Genomic DNA, 17,231 nt, shown 5'->3' on the forward strand with positions numbered 1-17,231 from the left:
CCTTTCTAGTTTCTACAAAATCCCTTGTGTAAACTCTCTGCCCATGGCATATGTGATCGGGAAGCCGTGCGTTGACGTGATGGACCGGGCCTGCGTGGAGGAGTGCCCGGTTGACTGCATCTACGAAGGCGGACGAGCCCTTTACATCCACCCGGACGAGTGTGTGGACTGCGGAGCCTGCGAGCCGGTGTGCCCGGTCGAGGCCATCTACTACGAAGATGACCTCCCGGACGAGCTCCAGCCGCACCTGGCCGACAACGCGGAGTTCTTTACCGAGGCGCTGCCCGGGCGCGATGAGGCGCTCGGCTCGCCCGGCGGCGCCGCCAAGATCGGCCCGCTGGGCATCGACACCCCGCTGGTGGCCAGTTACCCACCCCAGGGGGAGTGAGCGACATCGCCAAGCCGCCTGTACCACCTGGAGGACGTCGCCTCGACGTTCTGCGGCTGGTACAGGCCGCCGACGAACCGCTGAGCATCGCCCAGATCGCCGACGAGCTGGGGGTGCACCCCAACACGGTGCGTTTTCACCTGGACACCCTGGTTGAAGAAGGTCGCGTCGAGCACACCGAGCCCGATCACAAAGGACGCGGACGCCCCGCGCTGATGTTCCAGGCCATCCGCCAGATGGACCGGGGCGGAACCCGCCGGTTCCGGCTGCTCGCCGAGATCCTCACCATCGGGCTGGCCGCCGACGCCGACCCCAGCGGCAAAGCACTGGCTGCCGGCCGGGCGTGGGGGCATCGGCTGCGGCCGCTGCACCAGCCATCCGGTCCCGTCGACGCCGAAGAATCCACCGACCACCTGCTCGAGATGCTCGACGAGCTGGGCTTCGAACCCGAACGCCTGGAATCCAATGACCCGGGAGACGAGCAACTCGGTCTGCGACACTGCCCGTTTCTGGAGCTCGCTGAAACCTCCACTCAAGTGGTCTGCCCGATCCATCTCGGGCTGATGCAGGGAGCCCTGGAGGCCTGGGACTCGCCGGTGACCGTCGACCGACTCGATCCGTTCGCCAAACCCGATCTGTGCGTGGCGCACCTGAAGTCGGCCACCCGCAACGGAAGCCCGGTCGATCTCTCGCCCCCCACCGCGGTACGTGCGGAAGGGCCCACCGGGTGAGTGCCGGCGCCTCGGTCGCGATCGCTGCGACATTCATCTGGCTGGGGATGGTGACCGCGATTTCGTTCATGGAGGCGCCGCTGAAGTTTCGGGCGCCCAACGCGACCATCCCGATCTGTCTCGGCATCGGCCGGTTGGTCTTTCGGGCCCTCAACTCCGCCGAATTCCTGCTGGCCGCCGTTATCGCGGTCACCTTCGCGATCGAGCGGCCGACCATGGGCGTCGTGGTGACCTACGCGGTTGCCCTGGGGATGCTGCTGGCGCAGGTGGTCGCGGTGCGCCCGGCATTAGGTCGACGCGCTGATCAGGTGCTGTCCGGGCTGGAGGCGCCCCGCTCGCGGGCGCACTACGCCTACGTCGCACTCGAGCTGGTCAAGGTCGCCGCGCTGGTGCCGCTGGGCGTCCTGCTGCTGTCCCGCTGAACCGTCCCACCGAGTGTGAAGGAGAACCCGATGGAATCGACCTCGCTGAATGTGTTGGCCGACGAGAAGCTCGCCGAGGCCACCCAACATCACAGCGGCCGGGCGGCCCACACCGTCTACGGCGGATCGGTGCATCACCTGCGCCAGACTTTGGTCGCACTGCAGGCCGGCCAGTCGCTGGCCGAGCATGACAGCCCGGGAGAGTCGACCCTGCAGGTGCTGCGCGGCCGGGTGCGCTTGACCGCCGGTGACGACAGCTGGGAGGGGGCGGCCGGCGACCTCGTCACGCTGCCGCGCACCCGCCACGCCCTGGAGTCGCTGGAAGACGCCGTGGTGCTGCTGACCGTCGCCAAGAGCGCCTCGCACTGAGCGTGCCGCTGAGCACACCCTGGTCGCAGGGGGCCGGTCTGCGGGTGCCCATCCTCAACGCCCCGATGGGTGGGGTGGCCGGTGGGCGGCTGGCCGCCGCCGTCACCGCCGCGGGCGGGCTGGGAATGATCGGAATGGGCAGTACCGCCACGGCGGCCTCGCTGGCCACCGAGTTGGCCGCGCTCGGGGCCGCACCGCGGTTCGGGATCGGCTTGGTGGACTGGGTGATCCGCGATCAGCCGGACCTGCTGGATGCCGCGCTGGCTGCCGGCCCGGCGTTACTGTCGGTCAGCTTCGGAGCTGACCTGTCGTGGGTGCAGCGCGCCCACGCGGCCGGGATTCTGGCTGCCACCCAGGTCTATGACACCGACACCGCCCGACGTGCCGAAGACGCCGGGCTGGACGTGCTGGTGGCGCGCGGCGCCGAGGGCGGCGGCCACGGCGAGATCCGGCTGGCCACCTTGCCACTGCTCGACGCGGTCCTGGACAGCGTCGAGGTTCCGGTGCTGGCCGCGGGCGGCATCTCCGGGCCGCGCAGCCTGGCCGCCGTGTTGGCCGCCGGTGCGGCCGGGGCGTGGCTGGGCACGGTCTTCTCGGCGTGCCCCGAGGCCCTGACCGGCGAGGCTGCCCGCCGCACACTGATCTCGGCCGCCGGCACCGACACTATCACCACCCGCGTCTTCGACGTCGGGCAGCGCCTGGACTGGCCGGCACGGTTTCCGTCGCGGGTGCTGCGCAATGACTTCACCGGCCGCTGGATCGGCCGCGAGGACGATCTGGCCGGCGACCGGGAGGCGGGCGCGGAACTGGCCGCCGGGATTGCCGCCGACGATCAGCGCATCGCCCCGGTCGATGCCGGTCAGGGCGTGGGCATGCTCACCGACAGCCGCCCGGCGGCAACGGTCCTCAACGAGCTGTGCACCGGGGCGCAGCGCCTGCTGGCGCGCTGGAGCTGACCCGCGGCAGCGTCACACCGCCCGCAGATAGCGCTTGGCGATGGTGCGCTGCGCCAGCCGCCCGATCGGACCGGCTGCCCTGGTCCACCAGGTGGCGGGCCGGGAGAACGCCCGCACCTGCGCGTACACCGTCTCGTCGGCCGGGTCGTAGCGCACCGAGAACAGTTCCTCACCGGATTCGGGATGCCCGGCCAGCGTGCCGTAGGCGAAACCGCGCCGGTTGAGCTCGTTGACGACGTAGACCACCCGGCACGGCGCGCTCAGCACGCCCAGACGTACGCGCGCCACCGCGTCCACCGCGGCGATGTCGCTGTCGGCGTGCACCCGAACCCCCAGCCCAGCGCCGCGCAACATGCCCCAGCGCAGCACCGCATCGCCGGCCTCCTCGAAACGCCGGCGACCCTTGCCGATCGGTGCGCTCAGGTCGAGGTGGTGATACCCGTCGGGCAGCGTTGCGGCGGTAGCGCCCACTTCGGCGTAGGTGAGCGGCAACCCGCGCAGCGTGCTCAAGTCCACGGCCCAACCTTGCCATCGCGGGAGCGCCGCCGGCACCCCAATTGCCGGAACGTTAAATAGGGGAGTGAGTGCCCCACATGCCGGCGGCGGCTTCAACCCGCCCGAACCGACCGAAAAGGGCGGGCCGGACTACGGCCGGTTCTTGGAGAACGTGCGCGCCCTGCAGGACCACGCCCGTGCCGCCGACGCCCCCGCCGAGGTGATCAGCCGCGCCGCCGACGCACTGGCAGAGGTGTGCGCGCTGCTGGCGCCGTTCGACACCGATGAATGGTCCTCACCGTCCGGGCGACGGCTGGACCTGCCGATGCGCGGCAACCTGCTGGCAGTGCCGATGAAGCTCAAGAAGGGCGACGACGGGCGGTTGCGCGGCTGGGCCCGGTTCCGGCGATTCCACCTGGGGCGCAACGGCGCGGCGCACGGCGGGGCCATCGGGTTGCTGTTCGACTCGGTGCTGGGAACCGCGTCCTGGCTGCTGACCGGTGGGCCCTATCAACGCACCGCCTACCTGCACCTCAACTACCGCCAGATCGTCCCGATCGACAAGGAGTTGCAGGTCGAAGCGTGGATCAGCCGGACGGAGGGACGCAAGATCTTCGTCGAGACCAGACTCTGCGACGGCGACACCGTGCTGACCGACGGCGAGGCGTTGTTCGTGGTGCTCAAACCCGGCCAACCATGAACCCGGCGTACTCGCGAACGGCTGGCCACCAGCGCCCCGATAGCATGGTCGCGGACGTTTCTAGCCCCTAGCTACCCCCTTGGAGACCACGTCATGACCGCGCCCGCCATCCCCGCCCCGGCAAGCCCGATCCGGGTGGCTGCCGGGACCACCGCGGCCGCGGCGGTGCGCGCAGCGGGCCTGCCCGACCGGGGAGCCCCGAACGCCGTTGTGGTGGTGCGCGACGCCGAGGGCCGACTGCGCGACCTGAGCTGGACTCCCGAGGTCGACGCCGAGGTGACCCCGGTGGCCGCCGACACCGACGACGGCCGCAGCGTGATCCGGCACTCGTGCGCCCACGTGCTGGCCCAGGCGGTGCAGGACCTGTTTCCGGCCGCCAAACTCGGCATCGGCCCGCCGATCACCGACGGCTTCTACTACGACTTCGACGTACCCGAGGCGTTCACCCCCGAGGATCTGGCCAAGCTGGAGAAGCGGATGCGCGCCATCATCAAGGACGGGCAGCTGTTCTCTCGGCGCGTCTACGAATCCAAGGATGCCGCACGCGCTGAATTGGCCGGCGAGCCCTACAAGCTCGAGCTGGTCGACGACAAGTCTGGTGACAGCGACATCATGGAAGTCGGCGGCGACGAACTCACCGCCTACGACAACTTGAATCCCCGCACCCGGGAACGGGTTTGGGGTGATCTGTGCCGCGGCCCGCACATCCCGACCACCCGGTTCATCCCGGCTTTCAAGCTCACCCGATCCTCGGCCGCCTACTGGCGCGGTGACCAGAACAACGCCAGCCTGCAGCGCGTCTACGGCACCGCATGGGAATCGCAGGAGGCACTGGACAGTCACCTCGAACTGATCGAGGAGGCGCTGCGCCGCGATCACCGCAAACTCGGGGTCGAGCTGGACCTGTTCAGCTTCCCCGACGAAATCGGTTCGGGGCTACCGGTTTTCCACCCCAAGGGCGGAATCATCCGTCGGGAGCTGGAGGAATACTCGCGGCGCAAGCACATCGAGGCCGGTTACCAGTTCGTCAACACCCCGCACATCACCAAGTCCGAACTCTACGAGACCTCCGGACACCTGGAGTGGTACCGCGAGGGCATGTACCCGGCGATGCACATCGACGCGGAGTTCGCCGAGGACGGCACGCTGCGCAAGCCGGGCCAGGACTACTACCTCAAGCCGATGAACTGCCCGATGCACCACCTGATCTTCCGGTCGCGGGGACGCTCCTACCGGGAACTTCCGTTGCGGCTCTTCGAGTTCGGCAGCGTCTACCGCTACGAGCGTTCCGGCGTGGTGCACGGGCTGACCCGGGTGCGCGGGATGACTCAGGACGACGCGCACATCTACTGCACCCGCGAAAGCATGCGTGACGAGCTGACCTCGTTGCTGCGCTTCGTGTTGGACCTGCTCGCCGACTACGGCCTGGACGACTACTTCCTGGAGCTGTCCACCAAGGACCCGGAGAAATATGTCGGCTCCGACGAGGTGTGGGAGGAGGCGACCGACACCCTGCGTGAGGTCGCCGAGGCGTCCGGACTGACCCTGGTACCGGACCCGGGCGGTGCCGCCTTCTACGGACCGAAGATCTCGGTGCAGGTCAAAGATGCGCTCGGGCGCAGCTGGCAGATGTCGACCATCCAGCTCGACTTCAACATGCCCGACCGCTTCGAGCTGGAGTACACCGCCTCCGACGGGACCCGGCAGCGGCCCGTGCTCATCCACCGGGCGCTGTTCGGTTCGATCGAGCGCTTCTTCGGTGTGCTGACCGAGCACTACGCCGGCGCCTTCCCGGCCTGGCTGGCGCCGGTCCAGGTGGTCGGCATCCCGGTCGCCGACCAGCACGTGGCCTACCTGGACGACCTCGCCGGGCAACTGCGTCGCCACGGGGTGCGGGTCGAGGTCGACGCCAGCGACGACCGGATGCCGAAGAAGATCGTCAACCACACCAACCAGAAGGTGCCGTTCATGCTGCTGGCCGGCGACCGCGATGTCGAGGCGGGCGCGGTCAGCTTCCGGTTCGCCGACCGCACGCAGATCAACGGGGTGCCGCGCGATGAGGCGGTGGCGGCCATCGTCGGCTGGATCGCCGCACGCGCCAACACCGTGCCGACCGCGGAGACGGTCAAGGTGGGCCTCGAGGCGGGCTCCGAGGCGAGTGAGGCGAAGTGAGCGGCGAGCAGACCGGCGAGGAGGCGATCGTCGACACCGGCGCCGGTGATCCCGACCGACTGGAGCGACTGTGGACGCCCTACCGGATGAACTATCTGGCCGAGGCGCCGCTGAAGCGTGCGGACTCCGGGTCGGCGCGATCCACCCAACCGTTCACCGACATCCCCACGCTCTCCGATGAGGACGGGCTGGTGGTGGCGCGCGGTGATCACGTCTATGCGGTGCTCAATCTCTATCCGTACAACCCGGGCCATCTGATGGTGGTGCCCTACCGGCGGTTCTCGGAGTTCGAAGACCTCACCGATGACGAGGGCAGCGAGCTGATGGCGTTCATCCAGAAGGCGATCCGCGTCATCAAGGCCGTGTCACGTCCGCACGGATTCAATGTCGGGATGAACCTCGGCGAGTCGGCCGGCGGGTCACTGGCCGAGCACCTGCACGTGCATGTGGTGCCGCGCTGGGGCGGTGACGCGAACTTCATCACGATCGTCGGCGGCTCCAAGGTGATCCCGCAACTGCTGCGCGACACCCGCCGATTGCTCGCCGACGAGTGGGCCAAGCAGTAATGAGCAGGCTGCCGTTTCTGTCGCGGGCTACGTTCGCCGGCATCACCACGCCGGTGGCGCGGGTCCTGCTGCGAGCCGGACTCACCGCCGACATCGTCACGATGGTGGGCACCGCCGGCGCGGTGCTGGCGGCGCTGACACTGTTCCCGACCGGTCAGCTGTTCGCCGGCACCCTGATCGTCTGGTTCTTCGTGCATTTCGACATGGTCGACGGGGCGATGGCTCGGCAAAGCGGCGGCGGCAGCGCGTTCGGTGCGGTCCTGGACGCTACCTGCGACCGGATCAGTGACGGCGCGGTGTTCTGCGGGCTGGCCTGGTGGGCGGCGTTCGGTCTGGACAACCCGCCACTGGTGGTGGCCACTTTGATCTGCCTGGTCACCTCGCAGGTGATCTCCTACATCAAGGCCCGCGCGGAGGCCAGCGGACTGCGCGGTGACGGCGGCTACATCGAGCGGCCCGAACGGCTGATCATCGTGCTGGTGGGCGCCGGATTGTCCGGCCTGCCGGTCTTCCCGCTGCCGTGGGCGTTGCCGGTGGCGATGTGGCTGCTGGCAGTGGCCAGCCTGATCACCTGCGCCCAGCGGCTGCACACCGTGCGGACCTCGCCGGGCGCGGTGGAGCCCTTGCCGCAGATGTCCGACAGTTCCGACGGTGAGGAAGCCGCGGGACCGTGACCTTCATTCCGAGCGGCCTGCGAGTTCCCGGGCTCAGCCAGCTGGATGCCTGGGCCACCGACGCCGGATTCGCGGCGGGTTGGATGCTGGTGCGTGCGATGCCGGAATTCTTCGCTCGCAACGCATTCGACGCCGGCGCCCTGTTCGCCTCGCGCGGCGGGGGACCCGAGCAGTTGCGCAAGAATTTGGCCCGCGTCGTCGGGGTGGCGCCGCAGGAGGTCTCGGCGGAGCTGATGCGGGCCTCGCTGACGTCCTATGCGCGCTACTGGCGTGAGGCGTTCCGCCTGCCCGCCATGGACCACGCGGCGCTGGCGGCGCAGCTGCACGAAACGGTGCGGGGCCGCGACCACGTCACCGCGGCGCTGGCGGCCGGACGTGGGGCGGTGTTGGCGTTGCCGCACAGCGGCAACTGGGACATGGCCGGGGTATGGCTGGCCCAGACCCACGGCGGATTCACCACTGTCGCCGAGCGCCTCAAACCCGAATCGCTCTACCGGAGGTTCCTGGCGTTTCGGGAGAGCCTGGGTTTCGAGGTGCTGCCGTTGTCCGGCGGCCCCCGGCCACCGTTCGAGGTTCTCGCCGAGCGACTCTCCGGCAACGGCCTGGTGTGTCTGATGGCTGACCGTGACCTGACCCGCAACGGAGTGGCGGTCAACTTCTTCGGCGACGTCACGCGGATGCCGGCCGGTTCGGCGAGACTCGCGATCGAGACCGGCGCACCGCTGCTACCGGTGCACTGTTGGTTCGACGGAGCGGGCTGGGGCATCGATATCCAGGCCCCGCTGGACTGCAGCAGCGGGGAGGTCGGCGTGATCACCCAGGCGCTGGCCGACAAGTTCGCCGAGGGCATCGCGACGTACCCGCAGGACTGGCACATGATGCAGCCGCAGTGGATCGCCGACCTTCCCGAATCGCGACGGGCGCGCTTGGGGGAGACCTGATGCGGATCGGCATGGTCTGCCCCTACTCGTTCGATGTGCCGGGCGGGGTGCAGGCTCATGTGCTGCAGCTGGCGGAGGTGCTGCGCGCCCGCGGACACCACGTCAGCGTGTTGGCGCCGGCGTCGCCCGATGTCGTGCTGCCCGACTATGTGGTGTCTGCCGGCAAGGCCGTCGCGATCCCGTACAACGGTTCGGTGGCCCGACTACAGTTCAGCCCGGCTGCCTATCGCAAGGTCAAACGGTGGCTCATGAAGGGCGACTTTGATGTGCTGCACCTGCACGAGCCGAACGCCCCCAGCCTGTCGATGCTGGCGCTGAACGTGGCCGAGGGCCCGATCGTGGCGACGTTTCACACCTCGACCACAAAATCGCTGACATTGAGTGTGGTGCAGGGCCTGCTGCGGCCGATGCACGAGAAGATCATCGGCCGCATCGCGGTTTCCGATCTGGCCCGGCGCTGGCAGATGGAGGCCCTGGGCTCTGATGCGGTCGAGATCCCCAACGGGGTCGACGTGGCTGCGTTCGCGACGGCGCAGCCCCTGCCGGGTTATCCGCGGGCGGGCCGCACGGTGCTGTTTCTCGGCCGCTACGACGAACCGCGCAAGGGGATGTCGGTACTACTGGGAGCGCTGCCGGCTCTGGTCGAGCAACACGCCGACGTGCAGGTGTTGATCGTCGGGCGAGGCGACGAGGACGACTTACGCCGCAACGCAGGGGAATTGGCGAGCCACCTGCGTTTCTTGGGTCAGGTCGACGATGCCGAGAAGGCCTCGGCCCTGCGCAGCGCCGATGTGTACTGCGCTCCCAACACCGGCGGGGAGAGCTTCGGGATCGTCCTGGCCGAGGCGATGGCCGCCGGAACCGCGGTGGTCGCCAGCGACCTGGACGCCTTTCGCCGGGTGCTGGGCGACGGAGAAGCCGGTCGGCTGGTCCCGGTTGACGACTCCGCGGCGTTGGCCGCCGCCCTGATCGAAGTGCTCGACGATGATGTGCTGCGGGCGTCGTATGTGGCGGCCGGCGCGGAGGCGGTCCGCCGCTTCGACTGGCCGGTGGTCGCCGACCAGATCATCCGGGTCTACGAGACGGTCGCCGGGGTCGGCAGCAAGGTGACGGTGGGCGACTGATGGAGCTGACCATCGTGGCAACCGTGCTGGTGCTGGTCGTGGTGGCGGTGCTGGCCGCCGCGGTGGCCTGGGCGTACCAGACCGCCAACCGGCTCAACCGGTTGCATGTGCGCTGTGACCTGTCCTGGCAGGCGCTGGACGGGGCGCTGGCGCGCCGCGCGGTGGTGGCCCGGGCGGTCGCGATCGACGCCTACGGGGACCAGGTGGCCGGCCGGCGGCTGGCGGCCGTTGCCGATGCCGCCGAGCGGGCGCCGCGCCACGCGCGGGAGGCCGCCGAGAACGCGCTGTCGGCCGAGCTGGCGATGGTCGATGCCCAGTCGCTGCCGCATGTGATGGTCGCCGAATTGGCGGACGCCGAAGCGCGAGTGCTGTTGGCCCGCCGGTTCCACAATGACGCGGTCCGTGACACGGTGGCACTGCGGGAACGACCGCTGGTTCGGGTCCTGCACTTGGGTGGAACGGCTTCGATGCCAACGTATTTCGAGATTGTGGAGCGCGCAGGCATGGTCGCCCACGGCGGTCTCGGAGTGCTGGACCCGCGCGTCTCGGCGCGGGTGGTGCTGCTCGACGAGGGCGGATCGGTGCTGTTGTTGTGCGGTCACGATCCGGCGCTGGCCGATGATGCGGCCAACCCGGCGCCACGGTGGTGGTTCACCGTCGGCGGGCAGGTGCTGCCGGACGAGTCACTGGCCGAGGCGGCGGCCCGCGAACTGGCCGAGGAGACCGGTCTGCGGGTCGAACCCGGTGCGCTGGTCGGACCGATCTGGCGGCGCGACGCGGTGTTCGAGTTCAACGGCGAGCGCCTCGACAGCCAGGAGTTCTTCTTCGTCCACCGCACTGCGCGGTTCGAGCCGTCTGGGGTGGGCCGGACCGGGCTGGAGCAGCGCTACCTGCACGGTCACCGCTGGTGCGATCCCGCAGAGATCGCGTCCCTGGCCGCCAGCGGTCAAAAGGTTTACCCGCTGCAACTGGGTGACCGTCTGGCCGAGGCGGCTCGCGCGGCCGACGGCGTCGCCGGAGCCGATGCCGATCTTCGGCGGATTTCCTGACCGACGCGGCTTAGGCTGAACTGGCCTTGGCCCGTCATCCTCGCTACCCAGGGAGCCGCCATGCCAACACATCGCGCTGTTCACGTAGCCGCTGTCGATGCGCCGCTGACGCTTGTCGATGTCGAGACCGCCGCGCCCGGGCCCGGTCAGGTCCGTATCGCCGTCGCCGCCTGCGGTGTCTGCGGCACCGATCACGCCTTCGTCAGCGGTGGCTTCCCCGCCATGACCTGGCCGCTGACGCTGGGGCACGAGATCGCCGGCACGATCGCCGAATTGGGGCCGGGCGTGACCGACTGGCAGCTCGGCGAGCGGGTTGCGGTCGGCTGGTTCGGAGGACACTGCAACCACTGCATTCCTTGCCGCAAAGGCGATTTCATTCACTGCACCAACGGGCAGGTGCCCAGCTGGCACTATCCAGGCGGCTATGCCGAATCGGTGGTGGTTCCGGCCAATGCGCTGGCCCGTATCCCCGACGAGCTGTCCTTCGTCGAAGCCGCGCCCATGGGCTGCGCCGGCGTCACCACCTACCACGCGCTGCGATCGACCCGGGCGCGGCCGGGGGACCGGGTGGCGGTGCTGGGCCTGGGTGGTTTGGGACACTTGGGCGTGCAGTTCGCCCGGGCGATGGGCTTTGAGACGATCGCGATCGCGCGTGGCGCCGGCAAAGAAGCTGACGCCCTTGCCCTCGGCGCCCATCACTACATCGACTCGACCGCCGGGGACGTCGCCGCGGCGCTGGCCGCGCTCGGCGGTGCGTCGGTGGTGCTGGCCACGGCGGCCAATTCGCGCGCGATGGCCGACACCCTCGGCGGGCTGGCGCCACGGGGGGAGCTCGTGATCATCGGGGTCACCGGCGATCCGCTCCCGATCGCCCCCGTGCAGCTGATCACCCCCGGGCTCAGCGTCACCGGCCACCCGTCGGGCACCGCCCGAGATGTCGAGGAAACCATGTCCTTCGCGGTGCTGTCCGGGGTTCGGGCCCGTGTCGAAGAGCGTCCGCTTGCCCAGGCCGCCGAAGCCTATGCCGCCATGGCAGAGGGGCGGGCCCGCTACCGCATGGTCTTGACCGTCTGACCGACGGCCGGATTCAGGCGGCCGGCAACGTCGCGTCGTAATCCCAGCGGGTCGGCGGTCTCATGCCCGGCGGCATCCAGCTGATGAACATATGACCGGCCGGGTGGGCGCTAGGCGTCGGCATCACGCCCAACGCCGCGCGAACCTCGGTGATCGGCTGGTCCAGCAGCTCCTCATAGGGCGCTGCCATCAGGTTGTCGGCGCGTTGGCCGCGGCGGACCGCTTCGCGGAAGTAACGGAGTTTGCGCACTGGCGAGGCCGGGATGAGGGGTCCGAGCAGCCCGAGGGTCAGCGCCTTGAGTGCGCCGGACGGTTCCATCTGGCCGCAGTGAAACCCCAGATTGCCGAACTCGCCGCCCATGTCCGGACCGTAGCCGCCCAGGGTGTGGAACATGTCGTGTAGGGCGGTGCCGCGCCGCATCATGTAGAAGAAATCGTCGTCCCAGCCGCGACGCTCCGCGATCGGCCGGATCACCGTGTCCACGTCGAACACCCCGGCGTCCAAACGATTGGTGCGCAGAAACGAGCGGTAGGCGTGGCCGAGCGAGCCGTGCGGCAACGAGGCCAGATAGTCGTCGTCGCCGAGCAGCGCTAACAGATCGGGCTTCTCGGCGAACAGGCGCCGGCCGTTGGGATGCGCGCGCAGTTGGTGATAACTGCGGGCCAGAATCGGAGCCGCCAAGCCGACGATCAACTCGAAGGCGGATCCTCCGTTGCGGCCCGGATCGGCCAGCAGGCGCCAGGAGCCGGCCACGGCCCGCCAGTCTCGTTGCTCGGGAACGCCGGTAGTCGTTGCCGCCATACGACGAGCCTTCCGTCGGAAACGCGGGGTGATGCAGTGCGGTTAATAATAGACATATGCCTTGGAATGTCCATATAACTCGGCCGGGCGAGACGTGACGCTTCGCGGCCGGGGGCGACCGCGCGGCGGCGGGAACCCGCCCGAGCACTCCCGAGAGCTACTGTTGGACGCAGCAGAGCGATCCTTCGCTCTGCGCGGATATCGGGCCTCGACCATGCAGGTGATAGCGCGGGAAGCCGGATACACCCGTGCGGTGATCTACCGCCACTTCGCCACCCGGGACGAACTGCTGGACGCATTGGTGGTGCGGGTGGCCGCACGCAAGATCGCCGAGATCACCGCGCGGCTGGCACCGCCCCATGACGCGGGCCACCTGGTGACGGAGTCCCTGGTCATCGTGGCGACCGAGGTTGCCCAGGACCCACTGCTGCGGGTCATTTCCGAGCACACCGACGAGGGCAACATCGCCGCGCTGATCGCGCGCTCGGCGACGCTGGGCGAGTTGCTTGCCGCGCTCTACGAGATGGGATTCCGCCAGGCCGGCCCGCAGTTGCGGCCCGGTCTGCATGCCCGCGACGCGGCCCGATTCGTGCTCTCGACAGCACTCGGACTGCTGCTGGGCCTTATCCCCGGCGCCCAGGACGCCGACCAGGTCCGCCGCTACGTGCGGGTGTTCGTATTGCCCGCGCTGCTCGCCGATCCACCACCGGCGGGGCTGGTGTTCACCACGTAGCGGCAATGAGCGGGAAAACGGCTGGCGGCGGCCCACTACACTGAGCGGGTATTACAGGCCAGCAAGGAGAAACATTCAGTGGACAGCGCGGCGCAGAACGGTTCGGCACCCGACGGGCAAACGGGTACTGCGCGAGTAAAGCGCGGCATGGCAGAGATGCTCAAGGGCGGCGTGATCATGGACGTCGTCACCCCGGACCAGGCCCGCATCGCTGAGGCCGCCGGCGCCGTCGCGGTGATGGCACTGGAGCGGGTGCCCGCCGACATCCGCGCACAGGGCGGGGTTTCGCGGATGAGCGACCCGGACATGATCGAGGGCATCATCGCCGCGGTCACCATCCCGGTGATGGCCAAAGTGCGGATCGGGCACTTCGTGGAGGCGCAGATCCTGCAGAGCCTGGGGGTGGACTACATCGACGAGTCCGAGGTACTGACCCCCGCCGACTACACCCACCACATCGACAAGTGGAAGTACACCGTGCCATTCGTGTGCGGGGCGACCAACCTGGGCGAGGCGCTGCGCCGGATCACCGAGGGTGCGGCCATGATCCGCTCCAAGGGCGAGGCCGGCACCGGTGACGTCTCCAACGCCACTACCCACATGCGATCCATCGGCGGCGAGATTCGTCGGCTCTCGTCGCTCTCAGAGGACGAATTATTCGTTGCCGCAAAGGAATTGCAGGCACCCTACGAGCTGGTCGCAGAGGTGGCCAGGGCCGGAAAGCTGCCGGTAACGCTGTTCACCGCGGGCGGCATCGCCACCCCGGCGGATGCCGCGATGATGATGCAGCTCGGAGCGGAGGGCGTGTTCGTCGGTTCCGGCATCTTCAAGTCCGGTGATCCCGCCGCGCGTGCGGCAGCCATCGTCAAGGCCGCCACCTTCTACGACGACCCCGACGTGTTGGCTCGGGTGTCGCGCGGGCTGGGCGAGGCGATGGTCGGCATCAACGTGGAGGACATCGCGCAACCGCACCGGCTTGCCGAACGCGGCTGGTGACAACGGCGATGAGCGCTCGCGCGACGAGCAGACGGTCTTAGTGTGGCGATCGAAGAGATCCTCGACCTCGAACAACTCGAGGTCAACATCTACCGGGGGACGGTGTTCAGCCCGCTCTCGGCTGACAACCAGCGCACCTTCGGCGGGCACGTCGCCGGTCAAGCCCTGGTCTCGGCGGTGCGCACCGTGGATCCGCGTTACCGGGTCCATTCGCTGCACGGATATTTTCTGCGTCCCGGAGATGCCAAGGCGCCCACGGTGTTCACCGTGGAGCGGGTCCGCGACGGCGGCTCGTTCTGCACGCGGCGTGTCAACGCCGTTCAGCACGGCGAAACCATCTTCAACATGTCGGCCTCGTTCCAGACCGAGCAACAGGGCATTGAGCACCAAGATGTGATGCCCGATGCCCCCGACCCCAAGGACCTGCCCGACATCGCTGCGATGAAGGCCTTCGACGACGAAGGCTTCAAAGCGTTCGCCGAGTGGGATCTGCGCCGGGTGCCGCGTGAGCAGTTGCCGCACATGCCGGGCAAGGTTGCCGAGCAGCAGGTCTGGTTCCGCCACCGCGACCGGCTGCCCGACGATCCGGTGCTGCACATCTGCGCGCTGGCCTACATGAGTGACCTGACCCTGCTGGGCACCTCCTGGGCGATCCACCCGAGTGAGCGGGACCACTTGCAGGTGGCGTCGCTCGATCACGCGATGTGGTTCATGCGCCCCTTCCGAGCCGACGAATGGCTGCTCTATGACCAGTCATCACCTTCGGCGGGCGCCGGCCGGGCGCTGACCCAGGGCAAGATCTACAACCGATCCGGGGACATGGTGGCCGCGGTCATGCAGGAGGGGCTGACCCGCTATCCGTCCGGATTTCAGCCGACGGGCCAGTGAGCGGCTCGCACATCGGTGTCCTCGCATTGCAGGGCGACGTCCGTGAACACCTCGCCGCCCTGAACGCTGTCGGTGCCGATCCGGTGCCGGTACGCCGCCGCTCCGAGCTGGACGCGGTGGACGCGTTGCTGATTCCCGGCGGGGAGTCGACCACGATCAGTCATCTGCTGCGCGAGCTGGAGCTGGCGGACCCGCTGCGAGACCGGCTGGCAGAGGGGATGCCGGCGTACGGCTCCTGCGCGGGAATGATCCTGCTGGCCAGCGAGATCCTCGATGCCGGCGCGCAGGGGCGCGCCGCAATTCCGTTGTCAGGCATCGATATGGCTGTGCGGCGCAATGCTTTCGGTCGTCAAGTCGATTCTTTCGAGGGTGATATCGACTTCGACGGTTTGGACGAGCCGGTGCACGCGGTGTTCATCCGGGCACCCTGGGTGGAGCGGATCGGCGAGGGCGTTCAGGTGCTCGCCGAGGCCGCCGGACATCCTGTTGCGGTGCGGCAAGGGCGCGTACTGGCCACCTCGTTTCACCCGGAGGTGACCGGAGACCGCCGTATCCACCGGCTCTTCGTCGACGTCGTCGAGGGGCGGGCCTGACCGGCGCGCCCGGGGTTGGCCGTCCGTTGGGTGACCGGGATACCGTCGTCGGGATCGGCCAGGCATGATGTCCGCATGGCAGATCTTGCGCGGGGCGGATTTCGCCGCGCAGTAAAACTGGCGAGCCTCCCGGCCGGAGTGGCAGGCCGCGCAGCGCTCGGTGTGGGCAAACGGATGACCGGCAAGACCAAAGACGAGGTCAACGCCGAGCTGCTGGAGAAGGCCGCCGACGAGATGTTCAAGGTGCTCGGCGAGCTCAAGGGCGGCGCGATGAAGGTCGGCCAGGCGCTGTCGGTGATGGAGGCTGCGATTCCTCCGCAGTTCGCCGAGCCGTTCCGCGAGGCGTTGGTCAAGCTCCAGAGCGAAGCACCGCCGCTGCCGGCCGCCAAGGTTCACCGGGTGCTCGACGCGCAGCTCGGCACCAAGTGGCGCGAGCGTTTCGCGTCCTTCGACGACACCCCCGCTGCCTCGGCGAGCATCGGGCAGGTTCACCGGGCGGTCTGGAAGGACGGCCGTGAGGTCGCCGTGAAGATCCAATATCCCGGCGCCGACGAGGCGCTGCGCGCCGACCTCAAGTTGATTCAGCGGTTCAACTGGGTCGCCAAGCAAGTCGTTCCCGGCGCTGACGTGGACCGGCTGGTCTCGGAGATCAACGACACCCTGGAAGCCGAACTCGAATACCGCCAGGAGGCCGATAATCAGCGGGCCTTCGCCAAGGCCTATGCCGACGACCCGAAGTTCTTCGTCCCGGCGGTGATCGCCAGCGCGCCGAAAGTGATCGTCTCGGAGTGGATCGACGGTCGGCGGCTGTCGGAGATCATCAAAAGTGGCACCAAGGAAGAGCGCGACTCGGCCTGCGCGTTGCTGCTGGAGTTCACCTTGAGCTCGCCGGCGCGGGCCGGGCTGGTGCATGCCGACCCGCACCCGGGCAACTTCATGATGTTGCCCGACGGCCGGCTGGGCGTCATCGACTTCGGTGCGGTGGCAGAACATCCCGAGGGCATCCCGCCGGGATTCGCCGAACTGCTGTGCTGGGCCCGTGACGAGCAATGGGACGAGGCAATCCGCCTGCTCAAGCAACTCGGGTTCATGCCGGCTGACTACGACTTGAGTGCCGAGCAGCTGGTGGAGTACATCCAGCCGCTGTGGCCCTACATCGACCCGCTGCGTTCGGGGGAGTTCCACTTCACCCGCGAGTGGTTCCAGAAGTCTGCGCTGGTCACCACCGATCCGATGGCGGAGGGGTTCGCCGACCGCTTCAAGATGGTACGCCGGCTGACCATCCCCGCTGGTTACGTCATGTTGCTGCGCACACTGGGCGGTTTGCTGGGCGTCGCCGTGCAGTTGGACGCCCACGTCGAGTACGCCGCGCTGATCGAACGATGGGCGCCGGGATTCTTCCCGCCCGAGCAGCCCCCAGCACGCGATCAGGACTGACACGTAGACTCGTCGCGCGAAGTTTTTGATGCAACAGTGAGGTAGGGCAATCGATGAGTGGCCATTCCAAGTGGGCTACCACGAAGCATAAGAAGGCTGTCATTGACGCTCGTCGTGGCAA

The 17,231-nt window shown here is 68.5% G+C and carries 21 protein-coding genes; 19 read left to right on the forward strand and 2 right to left on the reverse strand.

Features of this window, described 5'->3' with window-relative positions:
- Positions 1-43 precede the first annotated feature (43 nt).
- The 5 genes from fdxA (at position 44) to LI94_RS03465 (ending at position 2,866) form a co-directional block, all read left to right on the forward strand.
- Positions 44-388, forward strand: coding sequence for a ferredoxin (gene fdxA / locus LI94_RS03445; RefSeq protein ID WP_024441594.1), 345 nt, complete (start codon positions 44-46; stop codon positions 386-388).
- Positions 385-1,119: a helix-turn-helix domain-containing protein gene (locus LI94_RS03450; RefSeq protein ID WP_024441595.1), complete on the forward strand. Its 735-nt coding sequence runs from the start codon at positions 385-387 to the stop codon at positions 1,117-1,119. Before fdxA ends, LI94_RS03450 begins: the two co-directional genes overlap by 4 nt.
- Complete coding sequence (locus LI94_RS03455) at positions 1,116-1,541, forward strand: hypothetical protein (protein WP_046300308.1); 426 nt, start codon at positions 1,116-1,118, stop codon at positions 1,539-1,541. Before LI94_RS03450 ends, LI94_RS03455 begins: the two co-directional genes overlap by 4 nt.
- Positions 1,542-1,571: 30 nt before the next feature.
- A complete protein-coding gene (locus tag LI94_RS03460; RefSeq protein WP_024441597.1) occupies positions 1,572-1,910 on the forward strand; it encodes a cupin domain-containing protein in 339 nt (112 codons plus the stop codon).
- A gap of 65 nt (positions 1,911-1,975) precedes the next feature.
- Entirely contained in the window at positions 1,976-2,866 is an 891-nt protein-coding gene (locus LI94_RS03465) for a nitronate monooxygenase (protein ID WP_046300322.1), read from the forward strand.
- Between the two features lie 12 nt (positions 2,867-2,878).
- Here LI94_RS03465 and LI94_RS03470 read toward each other — a convergent pair whose 3' ends face one another.
- Positions 2,879-3,382: a DUF1990 domain-containing protein gene (locus LI94_RS03470; protein WP_024441599.1), complete on the reverse strand. Its 504-nt coding sequence runs from the start codon at positions 3,380-3,382 to the stop codon at positions 2,879-2,881.
- 64 nt (positions 3,383-3,446) lie between these two features.
- On the opposite strand from LI94_RS03470, the gene LI94_RS03475 reads away from it, so the two are divergent.
- From LI94_RS03475 to LI94_RS03510, 8 genes are all read left to right on the forward strand, one after another.
- Complete coding sequence (locus LI94_RS03475; protein WP_024441600.1) at positions 3,447-4,061, forward strand: PaaI family thioesterase; 615 nt, start codon at positions 3,447-3,449, stop codon at positions 4,059-4,061.
- A 93-nt stretch (positions 4,062-4,154) separates the two neighbouring features.
- The gene (gene thrS / locus LI94_RS03480; RefSeq protein ID WP_024441601.1) at positions 4,155-6,233 is read left to right on the forward strand and encodes a threonine--tRNA ligase; all 2,079 of its coding nucleotides are present in this window, start codon (positions 4,155-4,157) and stop codon (positions 6,231-6,233) included.
- Positions 6,230-6,799, forward strand: a complete 570-nt coding sequence (locus LI94_RS03485; RefSeq protein WP_024441602.1) for an HIT domain-containing protein — start codon at positions 6,230-6,232, stop codon at positions 6,797-6,799. The genes thrS and LI94_RS03485 overlap by 4 nt, the downstream gene beginning before the upstream one ends.
- Positions 6,799-7,473 (forward strand): phosphatidylinositol phosphate synthase, encoded by a 675-nt coding sequence (pgsA, locus tag LI94_RS03490; RefSeq protein WP_046300309.1) that lies wholly within the window; start codon positions 6,799-6,801, stop codon positions 7,471-7,473. Before LI94_RS03485 ends, pgsA begins: the two co-directional genes overlap by 1 nt.
- Before the next feature lie 17 nt (positions 7,474-7,490).
- Entirely contained in the window at positions 7,491-8,414 is a 924-nt protein-coding gene (locus LI94_RS03495) for a phosphatidylinositol mannoside acyltransferase (protein ID WP_343252041.1), read from the forward strand.
- On the forward strand, positions 8,414-9,538 hold the full coding sequence (locus LI94_RS03500; RefSeq protein WP_024441605.1) for a glycosyltransferase family 4 protein: 1,125 nt from the start codon (positions 8,414-8,416) through the stop codon (positions 9,536-9,538). Before LI94_RS03495 ends, LI94_RS03500 begins: the two co-directional genes overlap by 1 nt.
- Positions 9,538-10,587 carry an NUDIX domain-containing protein gene (locus LI94_RS03505; protein ID WP_046300311.1) on the forward strand — a complete coding sequence of 350 codons (1,050 nt, stop codon included), beginning with the start codon at positions 9,538-9,540 and terminating at the stop codon, positions 10,585-10,587. The genes LI94_RS03500 and LI94_RS03505 overlap by 1 nt, the downstream gene beginning before the upstream one ends.
- Positions 10,588-10,647: 60 nt before the next feature.
- The gene (locus LI94_RS03510; protein WP_046300312.1) at positions 10,648-11,661 is read left to right on the forward strand and encodes an alcohol dehydrogenase catalytic domain-containing protein; all 1,014 of its coding nucleotides are present in this window, start codon (positions 10,648-10,650) and stop codon (positions 11,659-11,661) included.
- A 13-nt stretch (positions 11,662-11,674) separates the two neighbouring features.
- On the opposite strand, the gene LI94_RS03515 is transcribed toward LI94_RS03510, so the two are convergent.
- Complete coding sequence (locus tag LI94_RS03515; protein WP_024441608.1) at positions 11,675-12,463, reverse strand: Coq4 family protein; 789 nt, start codon at positions 12,461-12,463, stop codon at positions 11,675-11,677.
- Between the two features lie 94 nt (positions 12,464-12,557).
- Between LI94_RS03515 and LI94_RS03520 the strand changes: the two genes are divergently transcribed.
- From LI94_RS03520 to LI94_RS24365, 6 genes are all read left to right on the forward strand, one after another.
- Complete coding sequence (locus tag LI94_RS03520; RefSeq protein WP_192830896.1) at positions 12,558-13,196, forward strand: TetR/AcrR family transcriptional regulator; 639 nt, start codon at positions 12,558-12,560, stop codon at positions 13,194-13,196.
- Positions 13,197-13,274: 78 nt separating this feature from the next.
- Positions 13,275-14,192, forward strand: a complete 918-nt coding sequence (pdxS, locus tag LI94_RS03525) for a pyridoxal 5'-phosphate synthase lyase subunit PdxS (protein ID WP_046300314.1) — start codon at positions 13,275-13,277, stop codon at positions 14,190-14,192.
- A gap of 42 nt (positions 14,193-14,234) precedes the next feature.
- Positions 14,235-15,080, forward strand: coding sequence for an acyl-CoA thioesterase II (gene tesB / locus LI94_RS03530; RefSeq protein ID WP_046300315.1), 846 nt, complete (start codon positions 14,235-14,237; stop codon positions 15,078-15,080).
- Positions 15,077-15,673 (forward strand): pyridoxal 5'-phosphate synthase glutaminase subunit PdxT, encoded by a 597-nt coding sequence (gene pdxT, locus LI94_RS03535; RefSeq protein ID WP_046300316.1) that lies wholly within the window; start codon positions 15,077-15,079, stop codon positions 15,671-15,673. Before tesB ends, pdxT begins: the two co-directional genes overlap by 4 nt.
- 75 nt (positions 15,674-15,748) lie before the next feature.
- A complete protein-coding gene (locus tag LI94_RS03540) occupies positions 15,749-17,110 on the forward strand; it encodes an AarF/UbiB family protein (protein WP_046300317.1) in 1,362 nt (453 codons plus the stop codon).
- Positions 17,111-17,163: 53 nt separating this feature from the next.
- A partial coding sequence (locus tag LI94_RS24365; RefSeq protein ID WP_239651145.1) for a hypothetical protein occupies positions 17,164-17,231 on the forward strand: 68 nt, incomplete at its 3' end.

The organism is Mycobacterium sp. UM_Kg27, from assembly GCF_000972905.1.
Lineage (GTDB): Bacteria > Actinomycetota > Actinomycetes > Mycobacteriales > Mycobacteriaceae > Mycobacterium.